This is a genomic window from Streptomyces sp. NPDC001406, assembly GCF_042895285.1.
Lineage (GTDB): Bacteria > Actinomycetota > Actinomycetes > Streptomycetales > Streptomycetaceae > Streptomyces.
In genome coordinates, this window is record NZ_JBIAWG010000004.1 from 128,411 (window position 1) to 141,710 (window position 13,300).

Sequence of the window (13,300 nt, forward strand, 5' to 3'; positions counted from 1 at the left end):
GGCTCACTCGCCCACGGCCACATACCGCCACACCGTGCCGTCGTCGTCCTGGTCCTCGTCGGCGTCGTCGCGGTCGAGGTCCACATCGACGCCCGCGAGCTCCAGGGTCTGGCGTATCCGCTCCAGCAGCGGCTCGCTGAGGTAGTGGTGGTGGAGGTCGAGCCGCTTGAGGTGGGTGAGCGGCTGACCGGCGAGCAGGGCGGCGCCGCCCTCGTCCGACAGGACGCCCATGGACAGGTCCAGCACCTCCAGCCGGGCGACGACCGGTGCGGCGGCGACCGCGGCGGCGACGGCGTCCTGCATCTCGCTGTTGCGCAGCGCCAGATGGCGCAGGCGCGGCAGCCGGGCGCCGGACAGGATCGGCTCCAGGTCGCCGGCCTCGCTGTCACCGCCGTAGTCGGGGGTGCCCAGCCACAGGTCGAGCTGCTCCAGCGCGGGCAGGTCGCTGGCGCCCACGCCCCGGACGACCTCGGCGGGCAGGCCGCCGCTCTCCATGGTGAGCCGGCGCAGCCCGGTGTGGCGCAGGGCGGGGAAGCGCAGCCCTGATCCGCCGCGCACACCGAACTCCTCCAGGTCCGGGAAGCCGGCCAGGAGCGGGGTGACATCCGTCTGGTTGATCCAGGAGATCTCGCACTCCTCCATGACCATGTCGCCCACGAACAGCGCCCGCAGGGCGGGGAATCGGTCCCGCGCGGCCAGCAGCGCCGCGATCACCTCGGCCGGGTCGGTGTCGTACGCCTCCTGCCAGGCACCGACTATCAGGGCCCGCACGCGGGTGGTGTCGACGGCGGCGCAGAAGCGGGCGAAGGCCTCCGTCCAGTCCTCGTCCGCGTCGTACACGTCGCTGGTGATGCGCCAGGCGACGGACTCCGCCTCGGGCAGGTCGTCCGTGCGGGCGTCCGGGCCGGGGAAGGTGTGGGCAGGCAGCCGGTACAGCGCGTCGAGGTGGGAACCGATGGTCATGCGGCTGCTCCTGTGGAGAAGTGGGTCGTCCGTTCCGTGATGCCGCAGTTCTACCAAGAGGAACTGACAACGGGGTGCGGGGGGCCTTGGTACGGCCCGTTGTCAGTGGCGGGTACGGCCCGTTGTCAGTGGCGGCTTCTACTGTCTGTGGCATGAGGCCGGTGCGCGGTGCCCCGGCCGGAGGGGAGGCATGCCGTGTACCGGCAGGGAGACGTGCTGATCGTGCCCGTGGCGACGGAGGCGGTGCCGTCGCATGTCGCCGCGGCACCGAGGGAGCCACGTGACGGGCGGGGCCGGCTCGTCCTGGCGCTCGGCGAGGTCACCGGTCATGCGCACGCGGTCGTCGGGCCGGGTGAACTGGTGCGGGAGCCGGGGCCGTTCGGGCCGATGCTGCTGCACCTGCCCCAGGGCGGCCGAGTGGTCCACGAGGAGCACGCGGCGATCGCCCTGCCCAAGGGGTGGTACCGGGTGATCCGGCAGCGGGAGTACGTGCCGGGGTCCGTGCGGATCGTGGCGGACTGAGCGAGGTACGGCGGAAGGTGACGGAGCAGACGATGAGCAACGTGGACAGCGCGGCGGAACTCGGCACAGGGGCCGGGGTGTTCGAGGAGACCGCGCTCTGGCGCGCGTGTGCCGCGGAGACAACTCCCGCCGACCGGGAGCGCGCCGAGCGGGGCGTGCGCCTGGCCTATCGACGGGCCGGGCTCCTGGAGCCGGAGCGCGTGGTGTGGGCCGGCTCGCCCCGCGAGGCGATCACTCTGATACGCGGCATGGAGGACACCGGCCCCAGCGTCCGGGAGGCGGTGCGCACGGCTCCCTGGGCGGTCGAACGCGGCCGACTCCACGCGGAGTTGGGGGCGGTGGGCTGGTCGGCGCACTGGGCGGTCACCGGCGGTCTGCTGTGGGAGAACACGCAGGCGCTGGTGGAGCGCATCCGCCAAGGCGTGCTGGAAGAGCTCACCGGCACAGCCCCGGGCGGCGCCGGCGGGGCTGCGGGTCCCGGCGCGTCCGAGGAAGCCGGAACGCCGGATGGGGCGACACGGGCTGCCCGCTCCCGCGAAGAGGCGGAGATCCGGCTGCTCCTGCTGGACGCCGTACTGGGCCAGCACGACGCGCCCTGGCTCGCCGCCTTCCCCACCGACCGGGCTCCGCTGGACGGACTGGGCGAAGTGTGCCGGAGCGCCGGCTGGTGGTGGCCGTTCGCCAAGGTGGCGGTCGTATGCGAACGCCCCACCGCCCTGCACCGCGACGAAGCGGGCCGCCTGGACCGTGGGGACGGCCCGGCCCTCGCCTATCCCGACGGCTTCGCCCTGTACGCCTGGCGCGGCATGCCCGTTCCGGCCGCCTTCCTCGCGGAGCTTCGTACCCTGACGCCGGAGCGGATCCGCGCCGAGGAGAACGCCGAGCTGCGCCGGGTGATGCTGGAGTACTACGGCTACGACCGCTACCTGGAGAACTCCGGAGCACGCCCCGTGCACCAGGACGAGACGGGCACGCTCTGGCGGATTGACCTGGACGGCGACGAGGCGGTCGTGATGGTGGAGGTCATCAACTCCACGCCGGAGCCGGACGGAACCCGGCGCACCTACTGGCTGCGCGTCCCGCCGACAACCCGTACGGCTCGCGAGGGCGTCGCCTGGACGTTCGGGGTGGCGGCGGAGACGTATGCGCCGCTGCGGCAGACGTGAGGCGGGATGCGCCGGATGAGCGACTCGCTGTGTGCCCGTATCGAGCGGTACTACGCCACCGTGCCCCTGCTCTTCGCCGACGCCGAAGAGTTCGGCCCGCTACGCCTGTTCGTACGAAAGGACCCGGGAGCCCCCTATTACGGCGGTCCGAACCACGCTCAACCCACCGCGGAGGGCTCCGGGAGCATCACCGCGGCCGACATCGCCCGGGTGCGCGCCCGGCAGCGCGAACTCGGCGTACCGGAGGCCTTCGAGTGGCTGGCCGAGGCGGCCCCCACTCTCCGCGCCCGCATCGAGGCCGCCGGTCTCCCCGTTGCGCAGCGCCCGTTGATGGCCCTCGACCCCCACCATCGGCTGCCCGCACAGCCCCTGCCGTCCGGCGTCACGATCCGTGCGCTGACGGCGGACGATCCGGCCCTGTCCGCAGTCCTCGCCCTGCCCCGCCTGGCCTTCGCCGAGAACACGGCGGCGGGCTGCGCAGGGCCGACGGAACTGCGAGCGGAGGCCGAGAAGTTGATCGCGGACGGCACCGTCGAGACCATCCGCCCCGGCATCCGCGCCGGGCACAAGCAACTCGTCGCCGCCCTCGCGCCGGACGGCACCCCGCTCGCCGCCGGCCACTACCACCCGGCAGGCGGCACCACCGAGATCGGCGGCATCGGCACCCTCCCCACCGCACGCCGCCAGGGCTTGGCCGCGGCCGTCACGACGGCTCTGGCCACCCACGCCCGCGACCACGGGGTGCGCACCGTCTTCCTCGCGTATGCGGAGGACGCCGTCGCCCGTATCTACGCGCGCCTGGGCTTCCGCCCTGCCGACATCACCCTGATGATCGCCGACCAACCCGCGCGGTCGTGAACGCGGAGCACCGCATCCGCAGCCGACGGAAAAATCAGCCGGCCGCACTGTCCCGTGGTCAGGCAGGTGGCCCCGGTGTCGGCCGCGGCCTTCCCGACCTCCTCAGCGAAGTGTGCGCAGGGCGCAGCGGCCGGGGGCGAATGACGTCGCGCGGCGGGATGCCGACGCGTGTGTGCGGAGCGCCATGGCGTTCGGCGGGTCCGTCGGGCGCCGGGGGTGCCTCCTGCCGGGCCAGCCACAGGCGCAGCAGGTGGCGTTTGCTCCCGGGCTCGGGGTGGTCCTCGAAGGGGGTGCGGCCGTGGAGGACGACGTGGTTGTCCACCAGCAGCAGGTCACCCGCCCGCAGGTCCAGGTCCAGCCGGACGGCCGGGGAGGCGGCCGTCGCGTCCACGAGGTCGAACAGCTCCCGGTCCGCGTCGGGCGGGCCCGTCCTGCGCCCGTCCTGGAGGAGGGCCTCTCCCGCCTCCAGGCGCTCCCGGTCGTATCGCATGCTGGCCCGGGTGCCGTGCCGGGTGATGAGCGGGGCGCCCAGATAGGACCGTTCGCCCGGGACGTCCTTCTCCTCGAACTGGGCGAAGAAGTAGGTGTCGTAGAGGCGCCGGGTGAAGTCGGGCCGGGCGGCGAGCATCGTGTTGTGCACGGCTGCCGCACTGGCCAGGACCGTGCGTCCGCCGGAGCGGGCCGGCCGCAGGCACAGCAGGCCGAGCAGGTCCGACTCGTCCGTGTGGAGCGGCAGCCCCGCCCGGGTCCGGTACGGGGGCGGGCGGAGGGAGTCCTCCCTGGGGTCCGCCTCCCGGATGTGGCACAGCGTGCGTCCGTCGGCGGTCTGCGGCACCGGCCGCCCCAGGTACTGGCCGACACCGCGCAGCACGGTGCTCGCGTCCGTGTCGCCGAGCCCGTCCACCGGCAGGCCGCGGATCAGGACGAAGCCGCGGCCGGCGCGCAGCTGCGCGGCCGCGTGCTCCAGCTCGGCGCTGAGGTCGGGCAGAGGGAAGTCGTCCCTGGTCATCCTGAGCAGGGTGGTGCCCCGGGCACGGGCGGTACGCAGGGCGGCGCGCTGCTCGTCGCGGTGGTGCGCTGTGAGCCGTACGACCCAGTCCTCGCGGCCCGCGAGGTCGGGGCCGTACCACAGAGCGGGGCCGGTGAAGGGCTGGACCGGGCCGATCCTCGAGTGTGCCGGCTGGGCCATGTGCCGCCTCCCTGTCTGACGCACCGGTACGGCCGTCGGGCGTGTGGGCGATGGACGTGCGGCCCGTGTGCCGACCGGGCTCGCGTTGCAGGGATGGTATGGATCGGTTGCGCGCGATGCTTGACCCGAGGGGACGGGAAACTTAACTTCTGGGGACCCGTCCCTGGAGAGTACGCATGAGGCCCCTGTCCCGCACCGCCGCGCTGAACGGCTATGTGGAGCTGAGCCGGTCCTTCGGTCTCGATCCCCGCGCGCTCATGCGGGGCGTCGGCCTGGACACGGCCGACCTGGCCGTGCAGGACCGGTGGATCTCCGGCGCGGCCGTGGCCCGGCTGCTCGAGCTCACGGCCGTGGCCTGCGGTCGCGACGACTTCGGCCTCCTGCTTGCGGAGCGGCGCCGCTTCTCCAATCTGGGCCCCATCAGTCTGCTCGTACGGGAGGAGCCCGACGTCCGCAGCGCCCTGGACCTGCTCATCCGCCACCAGCACACCTACAACGAGGCCCTCAGCACCCGCCTGTCCGAGGCGAATGGGGTCGCCACCCTCAAGGTGGACATCCGGGTGGGTGAGACGGCACCGGTCCGGCAGGCGGTGGAACTCGCCGTGGGCGCCTTCCACCGCATCCTGTGCGGATTCCTGGGCAGCCAGTGGCGGCCGGCGTCGGTTTGCTTCGCCCACCCGGCGCCGAAGGACACCGGGACGCACCGCCGTCTCTTCGGGCCGCTGACGCAGTTCGACCGGTGCTCCAACGGCATCATCCTGTACACCGAGGACCTGGATGCCCCCAATGCCATGGCGGATGCGCAACTGCGCAGCTACACCCGGCAGCTCTTCGAGCCCATCGCGGCTCCCCCCGAGGGCGGCGAGGCGGATCGGGTGCGCGAGCTGATCGAGGCGCTCCTGCCGACCGGCCGGTGCTCCATCGAACAGGTCGCGCGCAGCCTCGGCGTGGACCGGCGCACCGTGCACCGGCATCTTGCCCGATCGGGCCAGACGTTCTCGTCGCTGCTCAACTCCACCCGTACGGCGCTCGCCGAACGGTTCGTGGCGAATCCCAACCGGTCGCTGACCGAGGTCTCGACCCTGCTGGGCTTCTCCTCGCTGAGCGCGTTCTCGCGGTGGTTCCGTGAGCAGTTCGGGACCGGCCCGCGGGAGTGGCGCAAGGCGCGAGCCGCATCCCGGGACTGACAGGGCAGCCGACGCCCATCGGCCCGGAGGCTCCGGCCGGCCGTGGGTGACACGTGCGGGCCTCGTGTCCCCAAATGACAAGTCACCTGTCCCTCCAGGGCAAGCGGGCCGGAAGTGACCGCCCTACGGTGACACCACCGCACAGCCGGTCGGTCCGGAGGGCATGCTCCGTCACTCCCCTTGGGCGTGCTTCTCCGAGCCGACCGCAATTCCCACCCGGGTGCGTCGCACCCGTCCCTCTCACGACCGGCGCAGTCAGCTGCCGCCCGCGTCCCGGTCTTCGCGTCCGCCGATGCTCTCGGCACGCGATCACCCCACTCGACTTATCGACAAGGAGATGCATCGTGCACTTCCACGACGACTCGCTGTTCCCCGAAAACCAGGAAAGGCTGGTGATCCAGGCCGCCCCGTACGGCCCGGAATGGCTGCCCGGGGACGCGGACGACATTCCGGTCACGATGGACGAGCACGTACAGGCCGCTGTCGACTGCTACAACGCCGGGGCCACGGTGCTGCACATCCATGTACGCGAGCTCGACGGCCGGGGCTCCAAGCGGATGTCGATGTTCAACGAGCTGCTGGGCCGGCTGCGCGAGGCGGTGCCGGACATGGTCCTGCAGATCGGCGGCTCCATTTCCTTCGCTCCGGAGGGCGAGGGCGGCGACGCGAAGTGGCTCGCCTACGACACCCGCCATCTGCTGGCCGAGCTCGACCCGGCCCCGGACCAGGTCACGATGGCCATCAACACCAGCCAGATGAACATCGTCGAGATCATGAACGACGACGATCTGGAGGGCACCTCGATCGCGAAGCCGGACTACTACCGGGCCTACCGCGACATGGTCGTCGAGGCCGGTCCGGAGTTCTATCTCGAACACCTCAAGCGGCTGCACGCGAACGGCATCCAGCCGCACTTCCAGCTGGCCCACCTGGCGCAGCTGGAGACCGTCGAGCGACTGATCCGCGCCGGCCTCTACACCGGCCCGCTGATCCTCAACTACGTCGCCATCGGCGGCGGTTTCGCCGGACGGCACCCTGCCGACCTGGTCGAGTTCATCCGCCGCGTCCCGGACGGCGCCGTCCTCACCATCGAGAGCTCCATGCGCGCCGTGGCCCCCATGAACGCCGTCGCCATCGCCCTCGGCCAGCACGTCCGCGTCGGCAACGAGGACAACCTCTGGCGCGGCAAGGGGGAGCGCATGTCGTCGGTGGCGCAGGTCGAGCAGATGGTCAAGATCTCCGAGGCGCTCGGCCGCGAGATCGCCACCGGGGCCGACGCCAAGCGGATCTACAAGCTCGGCGAGTACTACGCGGACGCCGACGAGACCCTCGCCCGGCTCGGCATGGTGCCCAACCGCCGTCCCGGCCGGCGCGGCTTCATGCTGCGCGACGTCTCCGCCTGACCGGCCCGCCCTCCCCCACCCGTACGACCCTTCGGAGCTCTTCGTGGCCAACGCCGTCCGCTTCTACGAAACCGGTGGACCCGACGTCCTGACCTGGGAGGAGGTGAGGGTCGGAGATCCGGGCCCGGGCCAGGTACGCATCAGGCACGAGGCGGTGGGGCTCAATTTCGCCGACACCTACTTCCGTACCGGGCTCTACCCGGTACGCCTGCCCGACGGCATCGGTGTCGAGGCCGCGGGCGTGGTGGAGGCGGTCGGCGAGGGCGTCACCCACGTCGCCGCGGGAGACCGGGTGACGTACACCGGAAGCCCGCTCGGCGCCTACAGCACCGAGCGCGTCATGGACGCCTCGCACCTGATCGGGCTGCCCCCCGAGATCGGCTGCGAGACGGCGGCCGCGATGACCATGCGCGGCCTGACGGCGGCCTATCTGCTGCGCAGGATCCACCCGTTGCGGCCCGGGGACACCGTGCTGCTGCACGCCGCGGCCGGCGGTGTGGGCCTGATCGTCTCGCAGTGGGCCGCGCTGCTCGGCATCCGTGTGATCGGGACGGTCTCCAGCGAGGAGAAGGCGGAGATCGCCCTGGCGCACGGATGCGAGCACGTCATCCGCTACCGGCACGAGGACGTACCCGCCCGGGTCCGCGAGCTGACCGACGGCGCGGGCGTCCCGGTCGTCCTCGACAGCATCGGCAAGGACACCTTCGCCGGCTCGCTGGCGTCGCTGGCCCGCCGTGGCCTGCTGGTGTGCTTCGGCACCGCGTCCGGACCCGTGCCACCGATCGACGCCATGCAACTCGCCGTCCACGGCTCGCTGTTCGTCACACGCCCCGCCCTTGCCGACTACATCGCCGACCCGGCCGAGCGCGACGCCCTGGCCGGGGAGCTGTTCGGCCACGTCGCCGCGGGCCGCATCGCCATCGAGATCAACCAGCGCTACGACCTCTCGGACGCCGTACAGGCCCATCGCAATCTGGAGGCCGGCCGGACCACGGGCTCGTCCGTCTTCGTCCTGTGAAACCCAGGGAGTGATCACCCATGCCAGACACCCTCTCACCGTCACAAGGGCGGGCCCCGGCGCTCGTCCGCCCGGCCGCCCTGCGCACCTCGATCGAGGTCGAGCCGCTCACCTGCACGATCGGCGCCGAGCTCAGCGGCGTGAACCTGGCCGACGCCGCCCGCGACGACGGCCTGTTCGCACAGCTCAGAAGCCTGCTGCTGCAGTACAAGGTTCTGTTCCTGCGGGACCAGGACATCACGCGTGCCGACCATGTCGCCTTCGCCGAGCGGTTCGGTCCGCTGGAGGACCACCCCGTCGCCGGCAGCGACCCCGACCACCCCGGGCTGGTGCGCATCTACAAGGACCTGGACAGCCCGGCCGAGCACTACGAGAACGCCCTGCACACCGACGGCACCTGGCGCACCAACCCGTCTATGGGCGCCGTGCTCCGCTGCATCGAGTCTCCCCCGGTGGGCGGCGACACGATCTGGGTCAACATGGCCGAGGCCTACCGGCGGCTTCCCGAGCACATCAAGTCACAGATCGAGGGGCTGCGCGCCCGGCACAGCATCGAGGCCTCCTTCGGCGCCATACTGCCCGAGGAGCAGCGCCACGCGCTCAAGGAGCGGTTCCCCGACGCCGAGCACCCCGTCGTCCGCACCCACCCGGAGACCGCCGAGAAGATCCTCTTCGTCAACGCGTTCGCCACCCATTTCGTCAACTACCACACGCCACGCAACGTCCGCTTCGGACAGGACTACGCACCGGGCGCGAGCCAGTTGCTCACCTATCTGATCAGCCAGGCGGCGATCCCCGAGCACCAGGTGCGCTTCCGCTGGCGGCCGAACAGCGTCGCCATCTGGGACAACCGCTCCACCCAGCACTACGCCGTCCAGGACTACTGGCCCGCCGTCCGCAAGATGGAGCGCGCCGGGATCGTCGGCGACAGACCGTTCTGACCTGCCCCTCAATCAAGCAGTCGAGGTGATGACAATGGAGTTTCACACCACTGCGCCCGCCACGGACCCGTCCGTACCGGTCTGGCCCGTGTCCCGGGGCTATGCGTGGACCGTCTTCGCGCTCGGTTTCGGCCTGCTCCTGTCCGACTACATGTCCCGACAGGTGCTCAACGCCGTCTTCCCGATGCTGAAGGCGCAATGGCTGCTGTCGGACGCCGCACTGGGATCGCTCAGCGGTGTGGTGGCGCTGACGGTCGGGGTGCTCACCTTCCCCATGTCCCTGGTGGCCGACCGGTGGGGGCGGGTCCGCAGCCTGCTCATCGCCGCCGTGCTGTGGAGCCTGGCCACCCTGGGCTGCGCGATCTCCGCGAACTACGGCGAGATGTTCGTCGGCCGCCTCTTCGTCGGCATCGGTGAGGCCGCGTACGGCAGCGTGGGCATCGCCGTGGTCCTCAGCATCTTCCCGCTCACCATGCGGGCCACTCTCTCCGGCGCGTTCATCGCCGGCGGGGCCTTCGGCTCCGTACTCGGCGTCGCCCTCGGCGGGGCCGTGGCCCAAGTCGCCGGATGGCGCTGGGCGTTCGCGGCGATGGGCCTGTTCGGGCTGGTGCTCGCCGCGGTGTACGGAATAGTCGTCAAGGAGAGCAGACTGAAGCCGCAAGGACGGTCGGCGAACGACACCGACGGCACGACCACGCATGAACCGCTGCGCGGTCATCTGCCCCGGCTGTTCTCCTCCGTCTCCGTCATCAGCGCCTACATCGGCAGCGGCCTTCAACTGTTCGTGGCCGCCACGCTCCTGGCCTGGCTGCCCAGTTTCTTCGACCGCTATTACCACATGGCCCCCGCACGGGCGGGCGCGGTCGCGGGCGTCTTCGCGCTGATCATCGGCATCGGGATGATCGCCGGTGGCATCGCCTCCGACCGCATCAGCGCCACCGCCCCCATCCGCAAGTGGGGCGTGGCCGTCGCCTGCAGCCTGAGCTCACTCGTCCTGCTGTCGCTCGCCTTCCGACTGCCCACCGGCCCGGCCCAGTTGGCCGCTCTGGCCGCCGGGTGCCTGCTGTCGGCCGGCACGGCCGGACCGGCGGCCGCCATGGTCGCCAATCTGACCCCCGCATCCGTCGCCGCGACCGCCTTCGCCACCCTCACGCTCGCCAACAGCCTGCTCGGACTGGCACCCGGACCCGCCGTCACCGGCGCCCTCGCGGACCGCATCGGACTGCTCGGCGCCCTGCGCGTCGTGCCGCTCACCGCGGTCGCGGCCAGCGTCGCCTTCCTCATCGGGCGCCACTGGTACGAACGCGATCTGCTCCGTATCACCGGTCTCGCCGCACGTGCCGAGACGCGGACACCATCGGAGGTCTCCTCATGACCCGCTCTATGGCACCCACCGTGGTGATCGTCCCCGGCCTGCGCGACCACATCCCCGAACACTGGCAGACGCAGCTGGCCACTCGGCTCGCCCAAGCCGGCCGGAGCGTCCGTGTCACTCCCCCGGTGGCGCAGGACCGCCTCAGCCGCGACGCCCAGGTCGCCAACCTGGCCACCACGCTCGCCTCTGTGGCGGGGCCCGTCGTCCTGGTCGCCCACAGTGCGGGCGTGATGACCACGGTGCACTGGGCACAACGGCATCACGCGGAGGTCCGCGGCGCCCTGCTCGCGACGCCGCCGGACTTCGAGACCCCCCTCCCGGAGGGCTACCCCACCCCCGGCGCACTGGCGGAGCACGGCTGGACGCCCGTACCCCGCCGTCCGCTGCCGTTCCCCAGCGTGGTGGCGGCCAGCGCGAACGACCCGCTCGCCGCCGCCGAGCGCGTCGCGGAACTCGCGCGCGACTGGGGCAGCCACCTCGTGTCCCTCGGCCCCGTCGGGCACCTCAACCCGGCATCCGGACACGGTGACTGGTCCCTCGCGGAGGATCTCCTGCGCGAGTTGGAGTCCGGCCGTACGACGCCTCGGTCATCGGCCGGCACTGCGCTCCCCATGCCGGCCACGGGACGGCACGCATGAGCATGGAGACTGAACCGCTCTGGTCTCCCGGCCGCCGTGAACTGGAGGACTCCAACGTCGCCGTGTTCATGGAATGGCTGGCGGAGACCCGGGGGCTGGACTTCCCCGACTACGCCACGCTGTGGCGGTGGAGCGCCACCGACCTGACGGGATTCTGGTCGGCCGTCTGGGAGTTCTACGGGCTGGACTCGGTGTCCGGGTGCGACGAGGTACTGGCCGAAGCCACCATGCCGGGCGCCCGCTGGTTCACCGGCGCACGACTGAACTTCGCGGAACGCTGCCTCGCGCAGGCCACCGACGCGCGTCCGGCGCTGGTGAGCGTGACCGAGGACGGCGCCCCGGTCGAGACGTCGTGGGAGCAACTGCGCCGTGATGTCGCCGATGTCGCGGCGGCACTGCGCGACATGGGCGTTGGGCCCGGCGACTGCGTCGCCGGATATCTCACCAACCTGCCGCAGGCGGTGGTGGCCCTGCTGGCCACCACCGCCGTGGGGGCCGTATGGACGGCGTGCTCCCCCGACTTCGGCACGCCCAGCGTGCTCGCCCGCCTCGGCCAGGCCCGGCCGACCGTCCTCATCGCCGTGGACGGATACCGCTACGGGGGCAAGGAGTACGACAGGCGGACCACGGTCGCCGAGCTGTTGGACAGTCTGCCAACGGTCCGTCACCTGCTGCTCGTCGACCACCTGTTCCCCGGCACATCCCTGGAGCGGCCGATGCGCTCCGACGTCGCCGTCCGCGTGTGGTCGGCGCTGCCGACGACCGAGGCGGCGCCGGTCTTCGCCGACGTACCCTTCGACCATCCTCTGTGGATCCTGTGGTCGTCGGGCACCACCGGCATCCCCAAGGGCATCGTGCAGGGGCACGGCGGCATCGTCGTGGAACTCCTGAAGGCGCTGGGGCTGGGCGTCGACCTGCGCCCCGAGGACCGGTATCTGTTCGTCACCTCCACGAGCTGGATGGTGTGGAACTTCCTCGTCGGCGGGCTGCTCCACGGCAGCACGGTCGTCCTGTACGACGGCAGCCCCACCCACCCCGACGCGGCCGGCGTGTGGCGGGTCGCGGAGCGCACCCGGGCCACCGTGGTCGGTGTCGGCGCGGCCTACCTCGCGGCCGTGGAACGTTCGGGCCTGCACCCGGCCGCCGACCTCGACCTGGGTGCGCTGCGTTCCGTCGTACAGACCGGGTCGGCTATGGCACGGAGCACCTGGCACTGGGTGTACGACCGGCTCGCCCCTGGCGTCCAGCTCCAGTCGATCTGCGGCGGAACCGACGTCTGTTCGGCACTCGCGGGCGGCTCACCCCTGCTCCCGGTCCGTGCGGGACGCATTTCGTGTCCCTCCCTGGGCGTGGCCCTGGCCTCGTGGGACGTGGAGGGCCGGCCCCTGACCGGTGAGCAGGGTGAACTGGTGGTGACGGCCCCGCTGCCGTCCATGCCACTGCGGTTCGTGGACGACCCCGACGACGTCCGCTACCGGGCGAGTTACTTCGACACCTATCCCGGCGTCTGGCGTCACGGCGACTGGATCACCATCGACAAGGACCTGTCGCTCGTGGTGTCGGGGCGCTCGGACTCCACGCTCAACCGCATGGGAGTGCGGATGGGGTCGGCCGACATCTACTCCGTGGTGGAACAGGTGCCGGGCGTCGTGGACAGTCTGGTCGTCGGCGTCGAACTGGACGACGGTGACTACTACATGCCGCTGTTCGTGGTGACGGCCGACGGCGCGGCACTCGACGACGGCCTGCGGCAACGGATCACGGCAGCGATCAGACGGGAACTGTCCCCGCGGCACGTACCCGACGCGATCGTGCCGGTGCCCGCCGTTCCGCGCACGGTGACCGGGAAGAAGCTGGAGGTGCCGGTCAAACGGATCCTGCAGGGTGCTCGCGTCGCCGATGTCGGCAGCGAAGGGGCGGTCACGCACTTCGGGATGCTGTCCTGGTTCGCCGACTTCGCGGCACGCCGGGCCGCGGATGCGGATGCGGGGCAGCGATGAGCTGACATGTGTGACGCATCGCCCGGTCGTCGGTACAGCG

General features: G+C 71.6%; 12 protein-coding genes. 10 read left to right on the forward strand and 2 right to left on the reverse strand.

The genetic code is table 11. The features are described from left to right. Positions 1–3 precede the first annotated feature (3 nt). Entirely contained in the window at positions 4–963 is a 960-nt protein-coding gene (locus tag ACFY1J_RS10845; protein WP_390706134.1) for an STM4015 family protein, read from the reverse strand. A gap of 195 nt (positions 964–1,158) precedes the next feature. Here ACFY1J_RS10845 and ACFY1J_RS10850 point away from each other — a divergent pair, with 195 nt between their 5' ends. From ACFY1J_RS10850 to ACFY1J_RS10860, 3 genes are read left to right on the forward strand one after another with little or no spacing between them, the layout of a single operon-like run. Further along, positions 1,159–1,485: a hypothetical protein gene (locus ACFY1J_RS10850; RefSeq protein WP_390706133.1), complete on the forward strand. Its 327-nt coding sequence runs from the start codon at positions 1,159–1,161 to the stop codon at positions 1,483–1,485. 32 nt (positions 1,486–1,517) lie between these two features. Next, a complete protein-coding gene (locus tag ACFY1J_RS10855) occupies positions 1,518–2,651 on the forward strand; it encodes a DUF6745 domain-containing protein (RefSeq protein ID WP_390731068.1) in 1,134 nt (377 codons plus the stop codon). 6 nt (positions 2,652–2,657) lie between these two features. Then, positions 2,658–3,509 carry a GNAT family N-acetyltransferase gene (locus tag ACFY1J_RS10860; protein ID WP_390731069.1) on the forward strand — a complete coding sequence of 284 codons (852 nt, stop codon included), beginning with the start codon at positions 2,658–2,660 and terminating at the stop codon, positions 3,507–3,509. Between the two features lie 58 nt (positions 3,510–3,567). Here ACFY1J_RS10860 and ACFY1J_RS10865 read toward each other — a convergent pair whose 3' ends face one another. After that, positions 3,568–4,698 (reverse strand): TauD/TfdA family dioxygenase, encoded by a 1,131-nt coding sequence (locus tag ACFY1J_RS10865; RefSeq protein ID WP_390731070.1) that lies wholly within the window; start codon positions 4,696–4,698, stop codon positions 3,568–3,570. A gap of 176 nt (positions 4,699–4,874) precedes the next feature. On the opposite strand from ACFY1J_RS10865, the gene ACFY1J_RS10870 reads away from it, so the two are divergent. The 7 genes from ACFY1J_RS10870 to ACFY1J_RS10900 all read left to right on the forward strand — a co-directional run bounded on the left by ACFY1J_RS10870 (position 4,875) and on the right by ACFY1J_RS10900 (position 13,260). Next, positions 4,875–5,885 carry an AraC family transcriptional regulator gene (locus ACFY1J_RS10870; protein ID WP_390706129.1) on the forward strand — a complete coding sequence of 337 codons (1,011 nt, stop codon included), beginning with the start codon at positions 4,875–4,877 and terminating at the stop codon, positions 5,883–5,885. Between the two features lie 344 nt (positions 5,886–6,229). After that, entirely contained in the window at positions 6,230–7,288 is a 1,059-nt protein-coding gene (locus tag ACFY1J_RS10875; protein WP_390731071.1) for a 3-keto-5-aminohexanoate cleavage protein, read from the forward strand. A 43-nt stretch (positions 7,289–7,331) separates the two neighbouring features. Beyond that, positions 7,332–8,306: a quinone oxidoreductase family protein gene (locus tag ACFY1J_RS10880; RefSeq protein WP_390706127.1), complete on the forward strand. Its 975-nt coding sequence runs from the start codon at positions 7,332–7,334 to the stop codon at positions 8,304–8,306. Positions 8,307–8,326: 20 nt separating this feature from the next. Further along, positions 8,327–9,247, forward strand: coding sequence for a TauD/TfdA dioxygenase family protein (locus ACFY1J_RS10885; RefSeq protein WP_390706126.1), 921 nt, complete (start codon positions 8,327–8,329; stop codon positions 9,245–9,247). A gap of 34 nt (positions 9,248–9,281) precedes the next feature. Beyond that, complete coding sequence (locus ACFY1J_RS10890; RefSeq protein WP_390706125.1) at positions 9,282–10,622, forward strand: MFS transporter; 1,341 nt, start codon at positions 9,282–9,284, stop codon at positions 10,620–10,622. 8 nt (positions 10,623–10,630) lie between these two features. Next, positions 10,631–11,260 (forward strand): RBBP9/YdeN family alpha/beta hydrolase, encoded by a 630-nt coding sequence (locus tag ACFY1J_RS10895; RefSeq protein WP_390731072.1) that lies wholly within the window; start codon positions 10,631–10,633, stop codon positions 11,258–11,260. Further along, complete coding sequence (locus ACFY1J_RS10900; RefSeq protein ID WP_390706123.1) at positions 11,257–13,260, forward strand: acetoacetate--CoA ligase; 2,004 nt, start codon at positions 11,257–11,259, stop codon at positions 13,258–13,260. The genes ACFY1J_RS10895 and ACFY1J_RS10900 overlap by 4 nt, the downstream gene beginning before the upstream one ends. Positions 13,261–13,300 lie beyond the last annotated feature (40 nt).

Bases quoted from the DNA above. Each gene is read 5' to 3' on its own strand.
- ACFY1J_RS10885 (WP_390706126.1), top strand. From the start codon at position 8,327: ATGCCAGACACCCTCTCACCGTCACAAGGGCGGGCCCCGGCGCTCGTC.
- ACFY1J_RS10845 (WP_390706134.1), bottom strand. From the start codon at position 963: ATGACCATCGGTTCCCACCTCGACGCGCTGTACCGGCTGCCTGCCCAC.
- ACFY1J_RS10870 (WP_390706129.1), top strand. From the start codon at position 4,875: ATGAGGCCCCTGTCCCGCACCGCCGCGCTGAACGGCTATGTGGAGCTG.
- ACFY1J_RS10855 (WP_390731068.1), top strand. From the start codon at position 1,518: ATGAGCAACGTGGACAGCGCGGCGGAACTCGGCACAGGGGCCGGGGTG.
- ACFY1J_RS10900 (WP_390706123.1), top strand. From the start codon at position 11,257: ATGAGCATGGAGACTGAACCGCTCTGGTCTCCCGGCCGCCGTGAACTG.
- ACFY1J_RS10860 (WP_390731069.1), top strand. From the start codon at position 2,658: ATGCGCCGGATGAGCGACTCGCTGTGTGCCCGTATCGAGCGGTACTAC.
- ACFY1J_RS10865 (WP_390731070.1), bottom strand. From the start codon at position 4,698: ATGGCCCAGCCGGCACACTCGAGGATCGGCCCGGTCCAGCCCTTCACC.
- ACFY1J_RS10895 (WP_390731072.1), top strand. From the start codon at position 10,631: ATGGCACCCACCGTGGTGATCGTCCCCGGCCTGCGCGACCACATCCCC.
- ACFY1J_RS10890 (WP_390706125.1), top strand. From the start codon at position 9,282: ATGGAGTTTCACACCACTGCGCCCGCCACGGACCCGTCCGTACCGGTC.